This window comes from Halosimplex rubrum, assembly GCF_013415885.1.
GTDB classification, from domain to species: domain Archaea; phylum Halobacteriota; class Halobacteria; order Halobacteriales; family Haloarculaceae; genus Halosimplex; species Halosimplex rubrum.
In genome coordinates, this window is record NZ_CP058910.1 from 2,201,614 (window position 1) to 2,222,153 (window position 20,540).

The following is a 20,540-nucleotide window of genomic DNA, read 5'->3' on the forward strand; positions in this document are numbered from 1 at the left end:
CTCGCCGCGGCCGACACGAACGCATGCCACTGACCAGCCGACTCAAGGAGAGTTTCGTGGCCGGGCTCATCCTCGTCGCGCCGCTGGCGATCACGCTCTATATCTTCCGGATACTGGTCTCGTTCTCGCTGCAGTTCATCAATCCGATGGTCGACAGGTTCGGTCTGGTCGAGACGGCCGCCAGCGGCGAACTCGCGGCGCAGGTGCTCGCGGTCGTCCTGATCGTCTCGGTGATAACCGTCCTCGGGCTGGTCGCCCAGTGGTCGATCGGGCGACACCTGTTTGGCAACCTCGGGCGGACGGTCAACATCGTCCCGCTCGTCAGCACGATCTACGGCGGCGTCCGGCAGGTGGCGACCTCGCTGGTCGACACCGGGTCGCAGTTCGAGCGGACGGTCCTGATCGAGTACCCCCGCGAGGACGTCTACTCGATCGGCTTCGTCACCGGCGAGGGGACGGCCAGCTTCGACGAGGCCACCGGCGACCGGGCCCACTCCGTGTTCCTCCCCAACAGCCCCAACCCGACCGCCGGCCGCCTCGTGATGGTGTCCGAGTCCGAGATCCACGAGACGGACATGAGCGTCCGCGAGGGGATGCGCATGATCGTCACCACCGGTATCGGCAGCGAGGCCGACGAGCTCGACGCCTACGACGACTACGCCGTGCCCGAGCCCGAACGAGCCGACTGACTCGGGCCAACCGGCCGTCCTGTCGCCCGCTACTCCGGTAGCACGTCCCCCAGCGACGCGCCGACGCCCATCACGACCGCGGTCACGAGACACTGCGCCGCGGCGACCTCCGGCTGGCTCCAGTCGACCCGCCGCCACAGCGTCATGAGCCCGACGGCCATCCCCCCGGAGACGGCGAGGATACCGATCAGCCGCCGCGGGACGACGCCGGCGAGCAGGTCCGCCTCGACCGCCTCGAACCGGGCGGCGTGGAGGATCCCGAGGACGAAGACCAGCCCGATCGCGCCGGTCAGCGCGACGGCCACCGGCGAACCCGCGATGGCCAGCCCGATCTCCGTGGTGCCGCCCTCGACCACCATCGGGATCCCGAAGAGGAAGGCGCCGACGGCCGCTTCGCCCGCGTCCCGCAGGTCGAAGGCGTCGCGGATGCGCCCGACGACCCGCCGTCTGTCGGCCCGCCGGGCCGTCTGCATCGCCTCGCGGACCCGCTCGCGTTCCTCGGGCCGGTCGACCAGCTCTTCCAGCGCCTCCAGGTCCTCGATCACGTCGTCGATGTCCGGCTCCGGTTCGGCGCCCGCGCGCCCGTCCCGCTCGGTCATGTCACCGCCATCGGCGGACCGCGGCAAAAACGTGTGGCCGCCGCTGGCGGTCGCGGCGACGACGAGAGGAACGACCCGTCCGCGGTTACGCGGCGGCTTCGAAGGCGTCGGTGAAGTCGTTGGACTTCTCGACGACCCGCTCTGCGCCGGCCTCCAGCGCGTCGAGCGCGTCGGTCCGCTCGTCGGTCTTGATCGTCAGCACGGGGTCGGTCTGGCCCCCGGACTGCTCGGGGTTCACGTCGTAGGTCGCCGCCGTGATCCCCTCCGTCTCCAGTAGCGCGCCCTTCAGCACGTTCATGAACGTGTGACTCTCGCCGGCGATCTCGATAGAGATCATCGTCGGCTCTTTCTCGATGACCCGCAGTTCCATACGGGTACACTACCCCTTCGCGCGCATGAAACTTACGTTCCGGGCGTCCGAGCGTCCCGTTCGCCCCGCCGTGGTCCGAGCGGTCAGACCACCGCGTACACCATCAGCAACCCGAAGTACAGCAGCACCAGCGCCGCCAACGCCTTCAGTCGGAACCGCTGTAACTGGCCGGACTCGGCCTCGTAGGTCTCCTCGTAGGCCGTCCGCTCGCCCTCGGTGATCGCCGAGCCGTGAGCGCGCCCGCGGTGGAGCGCGAGCAGCCCCGCCGACTCGAAGGGCCGCGCGCAGTACTCGCACTCGGAGACCGGCGCGTCGGGCGGCACGTCGTAGGCGGTGTCGTCGGCGACGGACGGGCCGTCACCGGCCGCGCTCGGCTCGGCGGGCGCCTCGCTCTCGTCGGACGGGTCGGTGGGTGGTGGCTCGGTCATTGGAGGTAGGGGAGGGGCACGTCCGGTCTGGTGACGATCCAGAGGCTCGCCATCGTGTAGAAGACCATGACGGCGATGAAGGGGTACTGGCTGCGGATGGCCTGCAGTCGTCCCGGGAACATGTCGAAGGCGGTGACGTGGGCGGCGAAGATGGCCAGGAGGTGCCCGCCGAGCACGCCGGCGATGGCGACGCCGCCGAACCAGCCCGGGACGACGATCAGCCCCGGGTTCACCGTCGCCAGCGGCGCGGTCACCGCCGCCACGAGCGCCGGGACGAGCGAGAGGAAGTAGCCCAGGAAGTGTGCGACGTGGTAGCCGGCCGCGATAGCCAGGAGCGGCGGGGCGAACCGCCGTGCGAGCGTCTCGCTCGCGACGTAGGTCGGCGCCGTCCGGCGGGCGAGCCGGGACGCCAGCAGGTAGACGCCGAGGAAGAGCGCGAAGCCGACGACCATCGCGCCGGGGTACAGCAGTGCGATCGGATACCCCAGGTTCACCAGCGAGCGGGCGAGCCACTGCCATGCCGGCGTCGCGACGAACCCGTCGAAGGTGGTCACCCAGAGGATCGCGACGACGAACGCCGCCTCGTCGACGCCGTCCAGGCGGTCGCTCGTGAGCGCCGCGCCCGGGAACCGCAGGGAGAGCGACCCGTCGTCGTCGCGGCCGACCGGCGCGACCGCGCCGTAGTAGCGGAACACCCGCGAGACGGGGTCGGCCTCGCGGAACCACGTCTCGGTGCCGTAGACGACCGCGCCGGCCAGCGTCACGACGGAGTAGGCGACGACCGTGACCGCGAGGACCCGCGGGTCGTCGGCCAGCGGACTGACCACCTCGATCCAGACGAGCGCGAGCAGGCCGGCGACGCTCGGCCAGGCGCCGAGCGTCCAGCGGTACTCCCGGCCGAGGTCCGGCAGCGCCTCGGCGATCGCCCGCCAGGGGTTGACGGCCGGCCACGAGTTCCCGACGAGGTACGTGCTCATCGCGAACCCGGCCCACCAGCCCGCCCAGACGATCACGACCGCGGGATTCGAGAGCGGGTCCGTCGGCCCGACGAACCCGGTGACGACGATGCCGACGAGCGCAGCCACGCCGAGAGCGCCCGCGGCCCACCGGAGCGCGGTCGGTGCCGGGGGCGCGAGCCGCCTCCGGGAGTCGACCAGCCAGTCCAGCGCCGACCGGTCGGTCGCGAACGTCGCCAGCAGGAACGAGGCGCCGACGACGGCGCCGCCGGTCGCCAGCATCAGCCACGTCGGCACGCTCAGCGACTCGCGGGCCGACCCGCCCAGCGACCCGCCGTGGGCGAGCACGGGCCGCGCGGCGACGGCGGCGGCGAGCGCGACTGCGGCCGCCGTCACCCCGCGGGCGGCCGCGACCGTCGGAGTCCGTCGTCGGTCCATCTGTCGGCGTTTGGACTCCCCCCCCGATCAAAGTATCGAAGCCCGACCGGACGGCGGCCCCCGTCTCCGACGGCCGGCGACCCCAGCCGCGACGGCCGGCGAACGCGTTCGGAGAACCGCGGGAGTGGTCGGCCGCCGACGCCCGGGCGCGGACGGTTTGGGAGGCTTTTTAGTGTTGCTGGCGCAAGTCCGGGGTATGAGTCTCGCGGACGATACGTCAGAGGACCACGGGGACCACGGTGGTCACCACCTGCCGGCGGTCGAGGACTGGCCGCGCGGGTTCGGCGAGGCCAGCTGGTGGCCGTTCATCACCGCCGTCGGCGCGGCGGGCATCTACGTCGCCGCCGCGCTGTTCGTGCTCGGCCGTGGTCAGGAACCGCTCGTCGACCCGATGTACGGCCCGGCCGCGACCGTCGCCAGCGTCGGCCTGTTCCTCGCCGGCCTCTACGGCTGGCTGTACCACGCGTTCGTCGTCAACTTCTGGGAAGGGGGCACGGACGAACACGGCAGCGGTACCCTCCGGCTGGCGATGATACTGTTCCTCGGCTCCGAGATCGCCACCTTCGGCGCCGGGTTCGTCTACTACTTCTTCATCCGCGCGGGTACCTGGCCCCCCGGCGAGCTCCCGCACCTGCTGAGCAGTCTCGTCCTCATCAACACCGGTATCCTGGTCGTCAGCAGTTTCACGCTGCACTTCGCACACACCGCACTCCGGAAGAACAACCGGACTCGATTTCTCCAGTTGCTCGGGTTCACGCTCCTGCTCGGGGTCGTCTTCATCGGCGGCCAGGTGTACGAGTACTACGTGTTCATCGTCGAGGAGGGGTTCACCCTCACCGGCGGCGCCTTCGCGTCGGGCTTCTACGGCCTGACCGGCCTCCACGGCCTCCACGTCAGCCTCGGCGCCGTGCTCCTCGGGATCGTGTTCGTCCGGGCCCTCAAAGGGCAGTACTCCGCCGAGAAACACACCTCCGTCAGCACGGCCTCGATGTACTGGCACTTCGTCGACGTCGTCTGGGTGTTCCTCGTCGTCGTCCTCTACGTCGGCGCCGAAGCGAACATCTGAGCGGGAGTTTCAAGACGACGTCTCCCCGTTCTGGGGGTATGCAACCGCTCGACGTCGAGGGCTCGTTCGACGTACACGAGTACCGCCACGGCCTGAAACTGATGAGTCAGGACCGGGCGACGATGCACCTCGAAAACAGGAACGACTTCGCCTGCCCGGCCTGCGGCGACGCGTTCGACGATCTGTTCGTCTCGGAGAAACGCGAGAACACCTTCGGGAACCCCGGCGGTCCCTTCTGCGTCGTCCGCACCGACGACCAAGTGCTCCTGCTCACCCACTGACGGCGGTCCGTCCGGCTTCTCGGTCACTCCGCGTTGCGCTTCCGTCACTCGGAGGTCCCACCCCAGACGCCCGCGAGCAGCAGCGCGAGCAAGACGAAGTACGTCGCCAGGCCCCAGCAGGCAGCCGCGACGACCCACGGACCGAGGGCCCACGTCGCGAGACCGGCGCCCGCGAGGAGCGCGGCCGCACTCCCGACCTGCACGCTCGGCCGCACCCACAGCTCCGCGACCGGGGTGTCCGCGACGAACAGCGCCTCGACGGCCAGCGCCGCGCCGACGCCCGCCACGGCGACCGCGGGCCGACCGAGCGGCGACAGCGACTCCGTGACCGCGAGAACCGCGAGCAGCGCACCGCCGCTCACGGTCGCGAGCAGCGCGTCGCGAGTCGTCGACTGCACGGGGAGATAGCGGAGGGCAGCGAAAATAGGGGTTCCGACGCTCAGGTCGTGAACCCGGACTCGGCCTCGTGTTCTTCGAGCACCCACTCCAGTTCCTCGATGGCCCGGAGGATCGCGACCTCCGCCTCGTCCTCCAGCTCCGAGGTCGGCGGGTCCGTTCTGTCGTACGCGTCCTCGAGTTCGGCGATCCGTTCCCGGATGTCGTCCTCTGACCGCATACGCGTACCGACCGTCCCTACCTGCTTGATGCTACCGGTCGCGAGGACAGAGACGCCGCTCACGGGTCGGGAGTCACAAAGAGAGCCGGTGAAGGGATTTGAACCCTTGGCCTAATCCTTACGAAGGATTCGCTCTACCAGTCTGAGCTACACCGGCGCGCCACGTCGCTCCGTTTCATCCTACCGCCGATAACCACAATAAGGATTGCGAATCGGACTTCGCCTGTGGCGGTTTGCCGTGGAACACGGCGGCTCCGCGCGGTCGGGCTCCATCACGCTATCGCAAGCCCGCCCCACAAGCGCGTCCCCTCCTAACTCGCGCTGTGAAACGACGCACGTATCTCGCCACCGTCGGATCGACAGTCGCTGCCCTCCCGGTCGCACTCGCCGGCTGTAGCGGGGCCCCCGGTGCCGGCGCGGACGACGAGACCCCGACCGACGAGGACGATGTCTCAGGAAAGACAACCGAGACAGACGACGGCGGAGCCACCGACGACGAAGACGGGGACTCCGAGAACGGCAGTGGGACGGTCACGGCCGGGCCCAGCGAGGTAGACATGGTGACCGATGGCGACCAGTACTACTTCGACCCCATCGGGCTGTTCGTCGAGCCCGGCACGACCGCCACGTGGGTCAACGTCTCGGGCGCACACTCGACCGTCGCCTACGCCGAGTCCAACGACCAGGCTGAGACCACCCGAATCCCCTCCGACGCCGAGCCGTGGAGCAGCGAGGTCCTGAGCGAAGCGGACGCGACCTTCGAGCACACGCTCGAGACGACAGGCACGTACGACTACTTCTGTGGCCCGCACAAGTCCCTCGGGATGATCGGGCGACTCGTCGTCGGCGAGCCCGGCGGGCCGGCCACCGAGGGCCAGCCCCCGGACGGCGAGCTCCCCGATAGCCAGACCATCGTCGACCAGGGCGCCGTCAGCTACGGCGACTTCGCCGGGTGATCACCCCGCCCGCGTCAGCCGCACGTCGAGACAGACGTTCAACTCGTGGGGCGCGTACGACCGCACGGTGTGGCGCCGCTCGACGGACACGTCGTACTCCGGTTCGGCCGCCGCGCGGATCGCCCGCTCGCCCGGACCGTAGGGGTCGTCCTCGTGCTGGATGTCGTAGTAGTGGACGACGCAGTCGTCGCCGGCCAGCGCGACGGCGGTGTCGAGGAACTCGTCGGCGCTGTGGGGGAGGTTCATCACGAGTCGGTCGGCCCACCCCTCGTACTCCGCGGCGACCTCGCGCACGTCGCCGGTGATCGCCGTCACGCGCTCCTCGACGCCGTTGCGGCGGGCGTTCTCCCGCAGGTACTCGATCGCGTCCTCGTTGATGTCGACGCCCACTGCGGTCGCACCGCGTTTCGCGAAGGGGACGACGAAGGGGCCGACGCCCGCGAACATGTCGAACGCGTGCTCGCCGGACGCGACCTGTTCGGCGACGCGGTGGCGCTCGGTGGCCAGCCGCGGCGAGAAGTACACCGTCGCCAGGTCGAGGGCGAACTCGCAGCCGTACTCGCGGTGGACCGCCTCCGTGCTCTCGCCGGCCAGGACCTCCCAGTCGCGCACTCGCTCGGTCCCCTTGACCTTCGACGCGCGGTTCACGACCGTCTTCACGGGCAGCGCGGACTCGACGATGGCGTCGGCCAGCGCCCGCGCGCGGTCGGGGTCGTCCTCGTCGACGATGACCACGTCGCCCAGTCGCTCGTACGACGGGTCGAACTCGACGAGGTCCGCCGGCATCGTCTGGGTCTCCCGCGCGTCAGCGTCCCGGACGACGACGTCGAACTCCTCGGGGACGGCCGACGGGTCCGTGACCGGCACGTAGAGGGAGCCGTCGGCGACCGCGATCTCGTAGTCCTCGTCGACCAGGTCGGCGTCGGCCAGCCGGCGACGCGTCGCCTCCCCGTCCTCGCGGGGCACCCGAACGCAGGAGACCTCCATAGCACCGATAGGTCGCCGTCGCGCGGTAAGCCTGACGCTTCGCTGGCGATCGCGCGGCCGCCGCTCCCCACTCGGCTCGCGGGCGCTTCGCGGGGCTTAATCCGTTCGGCGACGGAGTCGGCGTATGCTCACCTTCGTCGGACTCGGCCTCTACGACGAGCGCTCGGTCACCGTCGCGGGCCGCGACGCCATCCGCGCCGCCGACCGCGTCGTCGCCGAGTTCTACACGAGCAAGCTCGCCGGCGCGACGCTCGCCGACCTCGAATCGTACCACGACACCGAGATCGAAGTCCGCGACCGCGCCGGCGTCGAGCAGTCGCCCGACGACGTCCTCGACGACGCCGCCGACGCCGAGGTGGTCTTCTGCACGGCCGGCGACACGATGATCTCGACGACCCACACCGACCTGCGACTGCGCGCTCACGACCGGGGTATCGAGACCCGCGTCGTCCACGGGACGACCGCACAGGCCGCCGCGAGTTCGCTCACCGGCCTCCAGAACTACCGCTTCGGCAAGGCGACGACGCTGCCCTTCGAGCGTTCCCACGCTGGCGACACCCTCCCCGAGAGCGTCGTCGACACCGTCGACGCGAACCGGGAACGGGGTCTCCACACGCTCGTCTTCCTCGACATCGACGCCGAACACGACGACTACATGCGCGCCGACCGGGCGGCCGCGCGCCTCGCCGACGCCTACGAGGACGCGCTCGGCGTCGTCGTCGCCCGCGCGGGCAGCCCCGATCCGACCGTCCGCGCGGATCGACTCTCGGCGCTCGCCGAGGCGTCGTTCGGTGAACCGCTGCATCTGCTCGTTATCCCCGGCGACCTCCACCTCATGGAACGGGACGCGCTCGCCGCCCTCGGCGACGCCCCGACCGACCTCCTCGAGGAGCTAGTCGTCTGAGCGGGTGCTCGCGCCCTCGCTCGCCTCCGTCCCCACTTCCGGATCCCCGTCGACAGCCGCCGAAGGCACGTCCAGCGCGGCTCGCAGGTCGTACTCCGTCCCCGTCACGACGAACAGTAGGTCCTCGACGATGGTCAACACCTCCGGGAGTTCCCGGACGACGAGGTACGTGATCCCGACGAGCGCGACCACCGAGAGGCTCTGGGCGACGATCCGGTCGATGACGATGTAGGAGACCTGCCGCGGGTCCGACAGCCCGAACACCGACGTGATCAGCCCCGGGAACAGGTGGAAGCGCTGTTCGCCGAACCCGACGGCGATCATGACGTTCCGCCCCAGGTTCAGGGCGTAGATGACCGGGATCGACACCGCGAGCGCGCGGAGTTTCCGGCGGAGCGGCGCTTCGACGGCCGCGATAAGCCCGGCGAAGATTGCCATGCTCCCGATCCCCGTACAGGCGATGATGATCGTGTAGAAGATCGGGCTCTCCCCGTCCGCGAACACGAACGTGTTGTGGTAGAGGTGTTCCTTCTCGCCGACGATGTAGCCGTCGTATGCGACGACCGACTGTCCGTCGACGACCGCCTCGTACCCCGTGACGAGTTGGGGGTCCGAACCGACCAGGGAGATCAACAGCGCGGTCTGATCCGTCACCGTCTCGACCAGGAACTGCCGCAACGCGGGAACGGATTCGAACGGGAAGAACACGACGCCCATCAGGAGAACGGCCCGCGAGAGGACGAACAGCGAGTCTCGACCCGACCACAGCAGGTAGCCGACGTAGAACGAGGCGGGCACGGCGACCAGCGTCCCGGCGCCCTCGATGACGCTCTTCTGGACGAAGGCGAAGTGATAGATGAGGGTGAACCAGAAGACGCCGAACAGCCCCCACGCTGCGACGCCCGCCTTGCGGGCCCGTTCGCGTCGGTCGGTCAGCTCCAGCGCCGTCGTCGCGAGAAACGCCGCGAGGACGAGCCACGCGAGCGGGTCCGAGAACCGAGTGGCCCAGTCGAGCCCGGCGAGAACGGTGTCGAGCATCGGTACTGCCTCAACGTAACGGGATCGGGAGTATATGCTTTGTCGTTGCGTGCCTGGCGCGCGCACGAACGGCCGGAGTACGGAAACGACACACAGCAGCCGCTGTCCGGGTAGCGTCGAAAAAATGTCGAGCGGTTAGGGATCGGGCGTCAGCCCGATTCTGCTACCTTAGTCGCGACGGCGCGCCGTGAGGAGCGCAGCCGCGAGCAGGGCGATGAGGGAGACAGCGACACCGAAGCCAGGACCGTCGCCGGTCGTGGTCGGGGACGGCGTCGTGTCGCCACCGTCGTCACCGTCGGACGGTGCCTCGGTCGGCGTCGCGGTCGGCGTCGCGGTCGGCGTCGGCGTCGGCGACGGGGTTGCCGTCGCGGTCGGCGTCGGCGTCGCGGTCGGCGTCGCGGTCGGCGTCGGCGTCGGCGACGGGGTTGCCGTCGCGCTGTCCAGCGAGACGGACGCGCTGGCGGTCACTGCGCTACCGTCGGCAGTGTACGGCGCGTCAGCCTCGGGGAAGTCGTACAGGTTGTTGGAGTTGTCGTCGAGGTGCGGCATGGCGACCAGCGTGGTGGTCCCGTTGACCGGAGTGTCGAGGTCGACACGCACGTTCTGGTGCGTGCCAGCCCCGAGGAAGCGGCTGGTGCCGATGACGTCGCCGCTGGCACTACCCTCGTGGATGGCGACGAAGCCACCGTCGGAGAGCGTGGCGGAGTCGACGACGACTTCCTGGTTGCTCTCGGAGACTGCCTGGTCACTGAACGTGACAGTGGCAGTCGCCTCGGCCAGGATCTGGCCGTTGTAGGTACCGTCGCTGATACGCTCGCCACCGCGACGGACCGCAACGGTGAAGTTGATACCTGCACCGCGCTGGCTGAAGTCACCGGTCGCCGCGAACGTGCGGTCCTCGGTGACGTGGGTGTTCAGCGTGGTCAGGAACGGACTCGTGTCCGACTGACTGTTGATGCGGAGGCCGAGCTTCGTACCCGGAGCGACGTTGGTGTCGCCGCGGATAGTCTGGCCTTCCTGGTTGCGGATGATGACTTCGTCCTCCGAGTTCGTGTCCAGGGACGCGTCCGCGTCGTAGTAAGTCCACAGCGAGTTGATGGTGCCGCCACCGTCACCGCCGAGGACCGGGCCGATCGAATCGTACTCGGCGAACTGGAAGCTCGCGTTCCAGGTGTCGCCGTCGACCAGCTTGTCTTCGTCAACGCCGCCGAGCTTCACGGCCACGTAGTAGGTGTCATTCTCGTAGTCCGGAATGACAACCGTGTTCGTCGTGTCGAGGTCGAACTGTCGGGCGTCGCGGTTCGGCCCGACGTCTTCCTCGGTGAACGAGGCGTTGAACGCAGCGAAGTCGCTGCCGCCGAAGTCAGTGTCCTCCGCGAGGAACGCGGCCGTATCGTTGGCGCCCGCGTCCGTGCGGTTGCGGAGGATACCTTCGAGACCAGAGGCGGAGATCTGGTGAACGACGAGCTCACCGTTGGTCGCCTGGTCGGACTGCGTGAGGTTCCCGTCGATCGGGTCCTCGTTGTTGTCGGTGTTCTCGTCGATGAACTCGAAGTCGACGTCACCAGTCTTGTCGGACGGAACGACCCACACGTCGCTGCTCTCGGTCGAGCGCGAGTTGATGGAGACCGCACCGACGCCCTCTGCGTCGACACCGGTCAGGTTGAACTGGTAGTCAACGAGGTTGTCGTCCTCGTCGTTGGCGACAACTGCGAGGTCGTAGGAGGCCGGGTCGATCGTCGCGACCTCGGCGTAGTTGATGTTCTGGCTGGCGGAGAGGTTGGATGCAGTGTAGTAGGACTGATCTGCATCGTTGTCGTATCCGCCCTCATTCGGCTGGTAAAGGTCCCAGTTGTCGGTGTCGACATCGTTCGGGATCTCACCAACTTCCGCGAAGCCGTCGCCGTCTCCACCGTTGTCGGGGTTGTCGAACCGACCGAGGTAGCTCCGGCGGAGGTCGGTGACGAAGTCACCGGACTCGCCACCGAACGAGGAGATGTTGTCCGCACCCTGAGCCGTGAAGATACGGTCAGAGATGTTCGTACCGGACATGTACGTGTTCCACTCGAGGACGACCTCGCCGTCGCCGTCCTCGTCAGCGACCGTCACGTTCGTGACGTAGTTGGTCTCGCTGAGGCTACCGATGGAGACCGTCGCCAGAGCGCCCTCCGAGCTGTCGCTCAGCTCGATGGGGATCTCGACGACGTCACCGCGTTCCTCCTCGAAGACGCCGCCACCGAAGGAGGCGGAGTCAGCGGTCGGGAACCCGTCAACGGTGAACTCGCCGGCGGTGACGTCGATGCCGGTCTGAACGTCCGTGACCGTCACCGTGTAGTCGTCCGCGTTGAGTTCGCCGGGGTCGTAGGTGTAGTCGGCGTCGACGATTTCGCCGCCGTTGTCGAGGCTGGCGGACTCGTACTGCGTCGAGTTGCCGTCGACGGTGACGGCCAGTCGCGAGTTACCGCGGATGGCGTCACCGCTGATGTCGAGGTTGACCTCTTCGTTGTGCTCGAAGAGATCTCCGTCCTGGTCGAGCGAGGCCGAGAGCTCGAGCGAGTCGACCGTGATGTACGCGACCTCACGGGCGCCCGTCGTGGGGACGTTCTGTGCCTGGCTCGCCGGGTTGAAGACCAGACGGTAGGTCGTGCCGGAGGACAGGCGGTCCGTGTTGAACACGTACCGCGCGGAGTCCTCGCCGGTCGACCCTTCCAGGAGCGTCTGGTTGGTGTCGGCGTTCTGGAAGAGGAACGGCGTGTTGTCGGCGTAGTGCGACGCGTCGATCGAGATCGGCGTACCGGCGTAGACACGCTGCGCCGTGTCGATGTCGTCGTCCTGGCCGTCCGCCGCTACGACAGCAGCGGAGACGTCGACCGTGACGTTACCGGTGTTGTACTCGCCGTTCGGGTTGTTCTGACTGGTGAGGTTCTGGAAGCGGACCTTCACCTCGTCAGCCGGGCTGAGGTCGTTCCACGCGTTCGCGGCGCCGAGAGTGACTTCGGTGGTCGGGCCAGCGTCGTCGTACTGGACGTTGCCCAAGCCGAAGTCAGCGGACGCGTTCGTGCTGTAGTTGACGAACTCGCCGCTGTCTGCGGCGCGGACGAAGACCTCGATGTCTTCATCCCGAATGTCGTTGGCCTGTGCGACCGATTCAACTCCACTACGGTTGAATTCAACCGTTATGTCGTCATCGGACTCTGTGGCATCTGCGATGCCGGGGTCCGTGTTAGCCGCAGCAGCTGCACCCGAGAATGCGACGGTCCCTCCGAAGACGGAGACGACCATCAGCACCGTCAGGAACAAGCTACGCAGCTTGTCGTTGGTTCCTGTCATAGTTTGTTGGATCTTCTATCAGCGGCCACAGCAGCTTTCCGACCACGCGGACACGCGACCGTTAGACGGCCGCGCCGAACCGACAGTGGTGTACTCAATACTGCAGCCATGGGTAGGGGTACGGTACGATCCACCAGCGGATGTAATAAATGCTTTGTGGTCATACCCGAGGGATGAACGGCCACCTTCCGGCACAGATCGGCCCACAGAACCCGTTTGTGAGTGTTTCACGCACTCGCGATACGTGTCAGACACCTGTCCCACAGACCGCTGACGGGGGATGTATTAAATACCGGAGATCGCGAGTATGCGACGCCTACCACGGCGCAGAACGAACGTTCTCGACTGCGGCGTGGTACATCGACATCGCGGGCGGACAGCCGCCGTTTACGACGTGACGACTTCGACTTCGTGGCCGTCCGGGTCCTCCCCGACCACCTTTTTCCGCGTCGGGTATCCTCGGGCCTCCGGCCCTGCGGGTACCGCTCGCGCAAAAAGATGGGGCAAAAAGCGGCCGCTCGCTTCGCTCGCGTCCGAACACAAACCTCGATTACGACGTAACGACTTCGATTTCGTGACCGTCCGGATCCTTCGTGAACGCGTAGTTGTCGTCGCAGCTCTCGGGGTCGCGGTAGTCCTCGGCCTCGCGAGTCATCAACTGGTCCCAGCCCTCGTCGAGGTCGTCGACGCGGACGGCGAGGTGGCCCCAGGCGTCGCCCAGTTCGTAGCTGCGGCCGTCGTAGTTGTAGGTCAGCTCGACCGACATCGCCTCCTCGGCGGCGCCCTCGGGCTTGAGGAAGTAGTTGGCGAAGCCGTCGGCCTCCCAGCGACCGGTGTGTTCGTACTCGAACTTGCGGGTCCACCAGCCGAGGTGTTCGTCCGCGTCCTCGACGCGGACCATCGTGTGGTCGATGCTCCAGCGGGCGCCGTGGTCGCGTTCGACGATCTCGATCTCGTGGCCGTCCGGGTCCTTGACGAAGGCGTAGCCGGGGTTGTCCTCCGGACGGCGGTAGTCCTCGACGCCCTCGTCCATCAGCTCGTAGTAGGCGTCGTTCACGTCCTCGACGCGGACGGCGATGTGGCCCCAGCCGTCGCCCATCGTGTACGAGCGGCCGTCGTGGTTGTAGGTGAGTTCCAGCAGCGCGCCCTCGTCGTGAACGTCCTCCGGGCCGAGGAAGACGTTGGTGAAGGTGTCGGCCTCCCAGCGACCCTTCTCCTCGTAGTCGAGGTGTGTGGTGTACCAGTCGAGCGACTCGTCGAGGTCCTCGACGCGCATCATCACGTGATCGAGCGTGGCGTCCATACGCGATCGGAGGGTAGCCAGTTCGAAAAGGATACCGAACGCGGAACGTCAGGGACGGCTCGTCCACGCCGCGAGGGCGAGGAAGACGGCACCGAGCGGGTAGGCGATGGTGCCCGCTCGGAACGACGAGAATCCGAGGACGGCGTAGCACACGTCGAACGCCGCCAGCGCGAACAGTCCGGCGGTGACGCGGCGGTCCTCGCGGTCGACCCGCGAGAGCGCGGCGCTCGCGACCCCTGCGCCGTACAGCAGTGTCGCCGTCGGCCACGCCAGCAGCTCGGTCGGCAGCCCGCGCGTGTACACGAAGACGTAATCGTAGACCGAAGTGAGCGCGAGCGTCTCCGTGTTCGCGAGTGCCACCGAGAAGACCAGCCCGACGGCGTCCTCGTAGGGGATGACGAGCCACGGGACGAGCCCGGCGGCCAGGACCGCGAGGGCACGTCGACGGCGGGAGAACGCCCCAGTGGAGAGCGACCCGGCGGCCGTCTCGCGGTCGGTCATCGCGTCGTCAGGATGCGGAGCACGTCCTCGTCGGCGAGTTGGTGGTCCATGCCGACCTGCTGTTCGTCGTGTTTGGCGCTCGGACCGGAGACGCGGGCGAAGCGGAACCGCTCCTCGAACTCGCCGCCGAGCTTCTCGCAGGCGTCCTCGATGGTGTCGCCCTCCCGCAGGACCAGCGGCTCGTCGTAGTCGACGCCGCGGCCGGGTTTGTCCATGTAGACCCGGATGAGCCCGAGCTCCTCCCAGATGGCCTGCTTGAGGGCGTCGAGTCCTTTCTCCTCCACGGCGCTGATGAAGATGGTCTCGTCGGGGTCGATGTCGTGGTCGCGCAGCTGCTCGTGGACGGTGTCGAGGTAGTCGGGCTCGATGAGGTCGGCCTTGTTGACCGAGACCAGCGAGGGGAGGTACTCGCGGTTGTCCAGCACGCCGTCGAGGAGGCGGTCGATGTCGACCTGTTCGCCGATGTTCACGTTGGCGTTGACGTACCCGCGCTCGCGCAGGACGCTCTTGATGGTCTGCTCGTCGAGCTCCAGGTCGACGCTGGAGGTGACGCTGATGCCGTCTTTGTGTTTCTTCCGGATGGAGACGTTGGGGGGTTCGGTGTCGAGGCGAACCTTGTTGTTGTACAGTTCGTCGTAGAGGCGCCGGTACTGGTCGATCTCGAACACCGAGAGGACGAACACGACCAGATCGGCGGTCCGGACGACCGAGAGAACGGCCTGGCCGCCGCCGCGGCCCTCGGCGGCGCCCTCGATGAGCCCGGGCACGTCGAGGATCTGGATGTTGGCGTCGTTGTATTTGAGCATGCCGGGGTTCACGTCGAGCGTGGTGAACTCGTAGGACCCGACTTCGCTCTCGGCGTTAGTGAGGGCGTTCAGCAGCGTCGACTTGCCGACGCTGGGGAAGCCGACCAGGGCGACGGTGGCGTCGCCGGTCTTCTCGACGGCGTAGCCCCCGCCGCCGCCGGCCGAGGACTGGTTCTCCAGCTTCTCCTTCTTGTCCGCGAGTTTGGCCTTCAGCCGACCGATGTGCTCCTCGGTCGACTTGTTGTAGGGCGTCTCGGCGATCTCCTCTTCGATCTCGCGGATCTCCTCTTCGAGCCCCATTACGATGGAGTCGGCAACCGGTACCGAAAAAGGTGTTCCTCCGCCCCGGTCGCGACCGCGGCGGTGGACCCCTCGGTCGCCGCCCGACGCGATCGCGATCTATCGTGCCACGCGTAAATGTTCTCTCCTCGAAATGAATCGCGTTCCGACACACTAATACGACGAGCGCCGATGAGGATCGATCATGTCCGATCCGGCCCGCCTCCGTGACAGCACGGAGATCCTCCTGCCAGCGGACGCCATCGAGGGGCTGCGCGAGGACCTCGAACGGCGGTTCACGCTCACGATCCGCCGGGAGGACTGTCGGGTGCGGATCATCGGCAGTCCCGTCGAGATAAAGAGCGCGAGCGACTTCCTCGCGCGCAACGGCATCTCCGTCGCCTGATTCGGGGTCGGGGACCCCGGTCGATTCTCGAGCGTTACGCCGGCCCGTGAGCGGGGGATCCGGAGCGGATCGCCTCGGCGAGCAGCGGTCGCATCAACCCGACGAGCGGCGCGCGCTCGTCGTCGGTCCAGACGGCGCTGTGACGGTCGATCCCGGGCAGATCCGTCTCCAGGTCGGAACTGACGATCAGCTCGCGGCCGTCGGCCATGAGGATAGCGCTGATCTCGCCGGCCCGGATGGGGTGGGACTCCCACCACGTCCAGGTCTCGACGACCGACGCGGCGGGGACAGTCTCCGCGACGGCCTCGCGGATAGCGGGGCTCGGCGACGCGACGGTTATCTCGACGCCGCGTTCGTCGGCGGCCGCGAGCGCGTCGCGGACCTCGTCGGTCAGCAGGCTCTCGACGGCGAGGACGACGAGCAGTTCGTCGCCGGCGTCGTCGGCCAGCGCGGCCAGGCGGTCGCTGACGGCGTCGTCGCCCTCGACGACCCAGACGCCGGCCCGCTCCTCGCGGGGTTCGGGCGACTGGAGCCGGGGGAGCAGCCCCTCGAGCCGGTCGAGGCGCTCGCCGTACTCGCGGCGGACGGTCTCGACGGCGTCCCGGGGTTCGGGGGCGCGAAAGCGCCGGGGCTGTGCGTCCTGCACGTCGGCGAGTCCGCGGTCGGCGAGCGACTCGACGCTGTCGTAGACGCGCGGGCGGGGCACGTCGGCGACTTCCGCGATCTCGCGGGCGGTGCCGTGGCCGATGCGGGTCAGTGCGACGAAACACTTCGCCTCGTAGCTCGTCAGTCCGAAGGTCTCCAGCAGCGACGCGGTCTCGGCGACCAGATCGTCGTCGTCGGGACCGACGGCTGACTCGTCGTGTGACATGCGGGTTCTCTCAGAGGACATTGCACGGTCGGCGGTATAACGGTGGTCGTTCGCGACACCGGGAGCGAGCGGCGCGGTCGCGGGGTCTGCGACGGCGCCGGACGGCGTCGACGCGGGCGCCTGTCGGCACGCTCGTCACCTCAGGCGGCCCGGTCGTCGGCGTCGAGCAGTTCGGTGTAGCGGTCGCGGATAGTCACGGCGGACACGTCGGCGGCGTCGGCGACCTCGTGCTGGGTCACCTCGACGTTAGTGAGTCGACCGGCCGCGTAGATGGCCGCCGCGGCGAGCCCGACCGGGTTCTTCCCGGAGTGGACCGCCTCGCGCTTGCCCGCTTCCAGCAGCTCGACCGCCCGCTGTTTGGTCTCCTCGGGCAGGTCCAGGTCCGAGACCAGCCGCGGGACGTACTGGGCGGGGTCGGTGGGCTCCATCGCGAGTTCGAGTTCGCGGGCGATGTACCTGTACGCGCGCGCGAACTCCTTGCGGTCGACGCGGCTCACGGTTTCGAGTTCGTCGAGCGTGCGCGGGACGCCCGCCTGGCGGGCGCCGGCGTACAGCGACCCGGTGGCCATCGCCTCGATGGACCGGCCGGGGATGAGTTCCTCGTCGAGCGCGCGGCGGTAGATGACGCTGGCCGTCTCGCGGGCGTCCTTCGGGATACCCAGCGCGCTCGCCATGCGGTCGATCTCCCCCAGCGCCTGCTTGAGGTTTCTGTCCTGTGCGCTCTGGGAACGGAACCGCTCGTCCCAGGTGCGCAGCCGGGACATCTGTTCGCGCTTCTTCGCCGAGAGCGTCTGGCCGTTGGCGTCCTTGTTCTGCCAGTCGATGACCGACGACAGCCCCTTGTCGTGGAGCATCTCGGTCGTCGGCGACCCGACGCGGCTCTTCTGGGCCTTGTCGCGGGCGTCGAACGACCGCCACTCGGGACCGCGGTCGACCACGTCCTCCTCCAGCACGACGCCGCACTCCCGGCAGACCGTCTCGCCGCGCTTCTCGTCGGTGATCCCAGCCGCACCGCACTCCGGGCACTCGTCGCGCTCGCGCTCCGACTTGGACTCCCGGTCGGTCTCCTCGTCCGTGTGTTCGATGGGCTGGACGTGACGGCCCGTCACTCGCTGGTTCGTGCTTGTCATTGTGTGTCCGGCCCGGCGGCGTGTCGCCACCGGCCCGTTGTTCGCACTCGATAGTATGTCCTACTCACGTAAATAGTTACTGTAGAGTTGTTATGGTAGTAGTTACAGTACAATCAGCGCCGCTAACGGTCGATACGGAACGGGGCGGTCGACGGTCGCCGAGCGGTTCCGGCTGGTCACCGAATCGGTCTTGCGGGGCAGTGGTATTGATTGTCGTACCCAACATGTGTCCTTCTCCGGGCGTCGTCCGCGAAAAGCAATTCTTAAACCCGCCCCGCCGGTTTCGTCGTGTATGGCTGGAACTATCGAAGTGCTCGTCCCGGGCGGGCAGGCCAATCCGGGCCCGCCGCTTGGGCCGGAACTCGGTCCGACGCCCGTGGACGTGCAGGCAGTCGTCCAGGATATCAACGACCAGACCGAAGCGTTCGACGGCACCGAGGTCCCCGTCACCGTCGAGTACGACGACGACGGGAGCTTCGAGATCGAGGTCGGCGTCCCGCCGACGGCCGAACTCATCAAGGACGAGGCCGGCTTCGACACGGGCAGCGGCGAACCCCAGGAGACCTTCGTCGCCGACCTCTCGGTCGACCAGGTCACACAGATCGCCGAGCAGAAACAGACGGACCTGCTCGCCTACGACACGAAAAACGCCGCGAAAGAAGTCGTCGGGACCTGCACCTCGCTGGGCGTGACCATCGAGGGCAACGACCCCCGCGAGTTCAAAGAGCGCATCGACGACGGCGAGTACGACGACCACTTCGCCGACGAAGCGGCCGCGTAGACGGTTCCGACGGACCGTCGACGGATCCGCGCGTTTTCCGGGATTCCGACCCCGCAGCCCCGCGTGCGCGCCTCCGATCGGGTCGGAACTCCGCAGACGACCCGCCGGCCACAACGTTATACGCCCCACAGCCGTCTCTTCGGTCGGTGCTAACTCATGACACGAACGCCCGAGGAGGTCGCGGGGCGAATCCAGCACACGGAGGTGGGCCCCACGGCCGACCAGAACCGCATCGAGGAGCTGTGCGAGGAGTGTATCGAGTACGGCTTCGACGGGGCGATGGTGCAGGCGTGCTGGGCCCCGCTGGCGAGTGACAGACTCGCGGACACCGACGTGACGGTGTGCAGCGCCGTCGGCTTCCCGATGGGGGGCGACCGACCCGTCTCGAAGGCGGCGGCCATCCGGGACGCCGTCGCCGCCGGCGCCGAGGAGGTCGACGTGATGCCCAACGTCGGATTCGTCAAGTCCGGCCGCTTCGAGGACGTTCGCCGCGAGATGGAGCTGGTCGTCGACGCCAGCGGCGACGCGACGGTCAAGGCGATGCTCGAGCTGGGCGCGCTCGACGACGACGAGGCCGAGCGGATCGTCGACCTGGCCGTCGACGCGGGTTTCGATTACGTGAAAAACTCCAGCGGCTGGGGCGAGGGCGGGACGGCGACCGTCGAACGGGTCGAGTTCCTCCGCGAGCGCGCGCCCGAGGACGTGAAGGTGAAAGCCAGCGGCGGGATCAAGACCCTGGCGGGCGCCGACGAACTGCTCGACGCGGGCGCGGACCTGCTCGGGGCGTCCAGCGGCGTCGAGATCGTCACCGGGGCCGTCGGCGATGGCGAGTACTGACCCCGTCGTCGCCGTCGTCGGCAGCTACAACGTCGGCCTGACGATGCAGGTGCCGGCGTTCCCGACGCCCGGCGAGACGGTCGTCGGCCGCGGGTTCGCGGAGGGGCCCGGCGGCAAGGGGTCGAACCAGGCTATCGCCGCCGCCAGGCTCGGCGCCGAGTCGCGCTTCGTCGGCCGCGTCGGCGCGGACCGTTACGGCGACGACGCGGTCGCGCTCTGGGAGCGAGAGGGCGTCGACGCCGACGCGGTGACCCGGGACGGCGCGGCCCACACCGGCGTCGGCTTCGTCGTCGTCGACGAGGACGGCGAAAACGAGATAACCGTCGCGCCCGGGGCCAACGACCGCCTCTCGGCGGCCGCCGTGCGCGACGAGGCCCCGGCTATCGAGACCGCCGACACGCTGCTCGTCCAGCTGGAGATCGGCGACGAGCCGGTCCGGGCGGCGGTCGAGACGGCCGCCGAGGCCGACACGACGGTCGTCTGCAACCCCGCGCCCGCCCGTGAACTCCCGTCTGAGGTGCTGGAACGCGTCGACTACCTCACGCCGAACGAGCACGAAGCCCGGACGCTGGCCGGCGGCGGCGACGGTAGCGCGGGAGCGGGCGGTGAAGGTGGAGGCGGAGGCGAGGGCGAAAGCGAGATCACCGACGAAGCGGTCGCCCGCGAGCTGCTCGACCTCGGCGTCGGGACCGTCGTGCTGACGCGCGGCGACGCGGGCGCGCTGCTGGTCTCCGGGGACGGCGTCGAGCGCGTCGCAGCACCGTCCGTCGACGCGGTCGACACGACCGGCGCCGGCGACGCGTTCAACGGCGCGCTGGCCGTCGCGCTCGCGGAAGGGCTGGACGACCGAGCAGCCGTGCGGTTCGGCTGTGGGGCCGGCGCGCTCGCGGTGACCGCGTCGGAGGTGATCCCCGGTCTCCCCGAGCGGGGCGCCGTCGACGACCTGCTCGCCGAGCCGTGGTGAGCGG

Annotated in this window: 23 protein-coding genes and 1 tRNA gene; 9 read left to right on the forward strand and 15 right to left on the reverse strand. The window is 68.4% G+C overall.

Translation table 11 applies throughout. The features are described from left to right. Positions 1–23: 23 nt before the first annotated feature. The gene (locus tag HZS55_RS10940; RefSeq protein ID WP_179911705.1) at positions 24–689 is read left to right on the forward strand and encodes a DUF502 domain-containing protein; all 666 of its coding nucleotides are present in this window, start codon (positions 24–26) and stop codon (positions 687–689) included. Positions 690–718: 29 nt separating this feature from the next. On the opposite strand, the gene HZS55_RS10945 is transcribed toward HZS55_RS10940, so the two are convergent. The 4 genes from HZS55_RS10945 to HZS55_RS10960 form a co-directional block, all read right to left on the reverse strand. Continuing rightward, complete coding sequence (locus tag HZS55_RS10945; protein WP_179911706.1) at positions 719–1,288, reverse strand: hypothetical protein; 570 nt, start codon at positions 1,286–1,288, stop codon at positions 719–721. Between the two features lie 85 nt (positions 1,289–1,373). Beyond that, the gene (locus HZS55_RS10950) at positions 1,374–1,658 is read right to left on the reverse strand and encodes a DNA-directed RNA polymerase subunit L (RefSeq protein WP_179911707.1); all 285 of its coding nucleotides are present in this window, start codon (positions 1,656–1,658) and stop codon (positions 1,374–1,376) included. 83 nt (positions 1,659–1,741) lie between these two features. Continuing rightward, positions 1,742–2,086 carry a C2H2-type zinc finger protein gene (locus HZS55_RS10955; RefSeq protein WP_246308412.1) on the reverse strand — a complete coding sequence of 115 codons (345 nt, stop codon included), beginning with the start codon at positions 2,084–2,086 and terminating at the stop codon, positions 1,742–1,744. Next, positions 2,083–3,480 carry a hypothetical protein gene (locus HZS55_RS10960; protein ID WP_246308413.1) on the reverse strand — a complete coding sequence of 466 codons (1,398 nt, stop codon included), beginning with the start codon at positions 3,478–3,480 and terminating at the stop codon, positions 2,083–2,085. Before HZS55_RS10960 ends, HZS55_RS10955 begins: the two co-directional genes overlap by 4 nt. Before the next feature lie 196 nt (positions 3,481–3,676). Between HZS55_RS10960 and HZS55_RS10965 the strand changes: the two genes are divergently transcribed. Together HZS55_RS10965 and HZS55_RS10970 are read left to right on the forward strand one after the other, a co-directional pair. Continuing rightward, on the forward strand, positions 3,677–4,546 hold the full coding sequence (locus tag HZS55_RS10965) for a cytochrome c oxidase subunit 3 (RefSeq protein WP_179911708.1): 870 nt from the start codon (positions 3,677–3,679) through the stop codon (positions 4,544–4,546). 38 nt (positions 4,547–4,584) lie between these two features. Continuing rightward, entirely contained in the window at positions 4,585–4,827 is a 243-nt protein-coding gene (locus HZS55_RS10970; protein WP_179911709.1) for a DUF7385 family protein, read from the forward strand. Positions 4,828–4,871: 44 nt separating this feature from the next. On the opposite strand, the gene HZS55_RS10975 is transcribed toward HZS55_RS10970, so the two are convergent. From HZS55_RS10975 to HZS55_RS10985, 3 genes are all read right to left on the reverse strand, one after another. After that, positions 4,872–5,225, reverse strand: coding sequence for a hypothetical protein (locus HZS55_RS10975; protein ID WP_179911710.1), 354 nt, complete (start codon positions 5,223–5,225; stop codon positions 4,872–4,874). A 41-nt stretch (positions 5,226–5,266) separates the two neighbouring features. Then, positions 5,267–5,443, reverse strand: coding sequence for a hypothetical protein (locus tag HZS55_RS10980; protein ID WP_179911711.1), 177 nt, complete (start codon positions 5,441–5,443; stop codon positions 5,267–5,269). Positions 5,444–5,526: 83 nt separating this feature from the next. Continuing rightward, positions 5,527–5,600: transfer RNA gene (locus tag HZS55_RS10985), tRNA-Thr, on the reverse strand. A gap of 166 nt (positions 5,601–5,766) precedes the next feature. Between HZS55_RS10985 and HZS55_RS22620 the strand changes: the two genes are divergently transcribed. Beyond that, complete coding sequence (locus tag HZS55_RS22620; RefSeq protein ID WP_246308414.1) at positions 5,767–6,399, forward strand: plastocyanin/azurin family copper-binding protein; 633 nt, start codon at positions 5,767–5,769, stop codon at positions 6,397–6,399. On the opposite strand, the gene HZS55_RS10995 is transcribed toward HZS55_RS22620, so the two are convergent. Next, positions 6,400–7,386 carry a class I SAM-dependent methyltransferase gene (locus tag HZS55_RS10995; RefSeq protein WP_179911712.1) on the reverse strand — a complete coding sequence of 329 codons (987 nt, stop codon included), beginning with the start codon at positions 7,384–7,386 and terminating at the stop codon, positions 6,400–6,402. Between the two features lie 124 nt (positions 7,387–7,510). On the opposite strand from HZS55_RS10995, the gene dph5 reads away from it, so the two are divergent. Beyond that, positions 7,511–8,290 (forward strand): diphthine synthase, encoded by a 780-nt coding sequence (gene dph5 / locus HZS55_RS11000; RefSeq protein ID WP_179911713.1) that lies wholly within the window; start codon positions 7,511–7,513, stop codon positions 8,288–8,290. Here the strand turns inward: dph5 and artA are convergent. From artA to HZS55_RS11025, 5 genes are all read right to left on the reverse strand, one after another. After that, positions 8,279–9,328, reverse strand: coding sequence for an archaeosortase A (gene artA, locus HZS55_RS11005; RefSeq protein WP_179911714.1), 1,050 nt, complete (start codon positions 9,326–9,328; stop codon positions 8,279–8,281). The genes dph5 and artA overlap by 12 nt on opposite strands. Before the next feature lie 168 nt (positions 9,329–9,496). Then, positions 9,497–12,658, reverse strand: a complete 3,162-nt coding sequence (locus HZS55_RS22625; protein ID WP_179911850.1) for a DUF7282 domain-containing protein — start codon at positions 12,656–12,658, stop codon at positions 9,497–9,499. Positions 12,659–13,208: 550 nt separating this feature from the next. Continuing rightward, positions 13,209–13,961, reverse strand: coding sequence for a VOC family protein (locus HZS55_RS11015; RefSeq protein WP_179911715.1), 753 nt, complete (start codon positions 13,959–13,961; stop codon positions 13,209–13,211). Positions 13,962–14,009: 48 nt separating this feature from the next. Then, entirely contained in the window at positions 14,010–14,462 is a 453-nt protein-coding gene (locus HZS55_RS11020; RefSeq protein WP_179911716.1) for a TIGR04206 family protein, read from the reverse strand. Further along, on the reverse strand, positions 14,459–15,568 hold the full coding sequence (locus tag HZS55_RS11025; RefSeq protein ID WP_179911717.1) for an OBG GTPase family GTP-binding protein: 1,110 nt from the start codon (positions 15,566–15,568) through the stop codon (positions 14,459–14,461). Before HZS55_RS11025 ends, HZS55_RS11020 begins: the two co-directional genes overlap by 4 nt. A gap of 184 nt (positions 15,569–15,752) precedes the next feature. Between HZS55_RS11025 and HZS55_RS11030 the strand changes: the two genes are divergently transcribed. After that, positions 15,753–15,953 (forward strand): VNG_1110C family protein, encoded by a 201-nt coding sequence (locus tag HZS55_RS11030; RefSeq protein WP_179911718.1) that lies wholly within the window; start codon positions 15,753–15,755, stop codon positions 15,951–15,953. Positions 15,954–15,987: 34 nt separating this feature from the next. On the opposite strand, the gene HZS55_RS11035 is transcribed toward HZS55_RS11030, so the two are convergent. After that, a complete protein-coding gene (locus tag HZS55_RS11035) occupies positions 15,988–16,824 on the reverse strand; it encodes a TrmB family transcriptional regulator (RefSeq protein WP_179911719.1) in 837 nt (278 codons plus the stop codon). Positions 16,825–16,964: 140 nt separating this feature from the next. Further along, positions 16,965–17,954 carry a transcription initiation factor IIB gene (locus HZS55_RS11040; RefSeq protein WP_179911720.1) on the reverse strand — a complete coding sequence of 330 codons (990 nt, stop codon included), beginning with the start codon at positions 17,952–17,954 and terminating at the stop codon, positions 16,965–16,967. A 292-nt stretch (positions 17,955–18,246) separates the two neighbouring features. Between HZS55_RS11040 and HZS55_RS11045 the strand changes: the two genes are divergently transcribed. From HZS55_RS11045 to HZS55_RS11055, 3 genes are all read left to right on the forward strand, one after another. Further along, the gene (locus HZS55_RS11045; protein WP_179911721.1) at positions 18,247–18,735 is read left to right on the forward strand and encodes a 50S ribosomal protein L11; all 489 of its coding nucleotides are present in this window, start codon (positions 18,247–18,249) and stop codon (positions 18,733–18,735) included. 156 nt (positions 18,736–18,891) lie between these two features. Then, entirely contained in the window at positions 18,892–19,572 is a 681-nt protein-coding gene (deoC, locus tag HZS55_RS11050; protein WP_179911722.1) for a deoxyribose-phosphate aldolase, read from the forward strand. Further along, positions 19,559–20,536, forward strand: a complete 978-nt coding sequence (locus tag HZS55_RS11055; RefSeq protein WP_179911723.1) for a ribokinase — start codon at positions 19,559–19,561, stop codon at positions 20,534–20,536. Before deoC ends, HZS55_RS11055 begins: the two co-directional genes overlap by 14 nt. Positions 20,537–20,540 lie beyond the last annotated feature (4 nt).

Bases quoted from the DNA above. Each gene is read 5' to 3' on its own strand.
- HZS55_RS11055 (WP_179911723.1), top strand. From the start codon at position 19,559: ATGGCGAGTACTGACCCCGTCGTCGCCGTCGTCGGCAGCTACAACGTC.
- artA (WP_179911714.1), bottom strand. From the start codon at position 9,328: ATGCTCGACACCGTTCTCGCCGGGCTCGACTGGGCCACTCGGTTCTCG.
- HZS55_RS10950 (WP_179911707.1), bottom strand. From the start codon at position 1,658: ATGGAACTGCGGGTCATCGAGAAAGAGCCGACGATGATCTCTATCGAG.
- HZS55_RS10940 (WP_179911705.1), top strand. From the start codon at position 24: ATGCCACTGACCAGCCGACTCAAGGAGAGTTTCGTGGCCGGGCTCATC.
- HZS55_RS11035 (WP_179911719.1), bottom strand. From the start codon at position 16,824: ATGTCACACGACGAGTCAGCCGTCGGTCCCGACGACGACGATCTGGTC.
- HZS55_RS22625 (WP_179911850.1), bottom strand. From the start codon at position 12,658: ATGACAGGAACCAACGACAAGCTGCGTAGCTTGTTCCTGACGGTGCTG.
- HZS55_RS11015 (WP_179911715.1), bottom strand. From the start codon at position 13,961: ATGGACGCCACGCTCGATCACGTGATGATGCGCGTCGAGGACCTCGAC.
- HZS55_RS11040 (WP_179911720.1), bottom strand. From the start codon at position 17,954: ATGACAAGCACGAACCAGCGAGTGACGGGCCGTCACGTCCAGCCCATC.
- HZS55_RS10970 (WP_179911709.1), top strand. From the start codon at position 4,585: ATGCAACCGCTCGACGTCGAGGGCTCGTTCGACGTACACGAGTACCGC.
- HZS55_RS10965 (WP_179911708.1), top strand. From the start codon at position 3,677: ATGAGTCTCGCGGACGATACGTCAGAGGACCACGGGGACCACGGTGGT.
- deoC (WP_179911722.1), top strand. From the start codon at position 18,892: ATGACACGAACGCCCGAGGAGGTCGCGGGGCGAATCCAGCACACGGAG.
- HZS55_RS11045 (WP_179911721.1), top strand. From the start codon at position 18,247: ATGGCTGGAACTATCGAAGTGCTCGTCCCGGGCGGGCAGGCCAATCCG.
- HZS55_RS10960 (WP_246308413.1), bottom strand. From the start codon at position 3,480: ATGGACCGACGACGGACTCCGACGGTCGCGGCCGCCCGCGGGGTGACG.
- HZS55_RS11020 (WP_179911716.1), bottom strand. From the start codon at position 14,462: ATGACCGACCGCGAGACGGCCGCCGGGTCGCTCTCCACTGGGGCGTTC.
- dph5 (WP_179911713.1), top strand. From the start codon at position 7,511: ATGCTCACCTTCGTCGGACTCGGCCTCTACGACGAGCGCTCGGTCACC.
- HZS55_RS11030 (WP_179911718.1), top strand. From the start codon at position 15,753: ATGTCCGATCCGGCCCGCCTCCGTGACAGCACGGAGATCCTCCTGCCA.
- HZS55_RS10980 (WP_179911711.1), bottom strand. From the start codon at position 5,443: ATGCGGTCAGAGGACGACATCCGGGAACGGATCGCCGAACTCGAGGAC.
- HZS55_RS10995 (WP_179911712.1), bottom strand. From the start codon at position 7,386: ATGGAGGTCTCCTGCGTTCGGGTGCCCCGCGAGGACGGGGAGGCGACG.
- HZS55_RS10945 (WP_179911706.1), bottom strand. From the start codon at position 1,288: ATGACCGAGCGGGACGGGCGCGCGGGCGCCGAACCGGAGCCGGACATC.
- HZS55_RS10955 (WP_246308412.1), bottom strand. From the start codon at position 2,086: ATGACCGAGCCACCACCCACCGACCCGTCCGACGAGAGCGAGGCGCCC.
- HZS55_RS11025 (WP_179911717.1), bottom strand. From the start codon at position 15,568: ATGGGGCTCGAAGAGGAGATCCGCGAGATCGAAGAGGAGATCGCCGAG.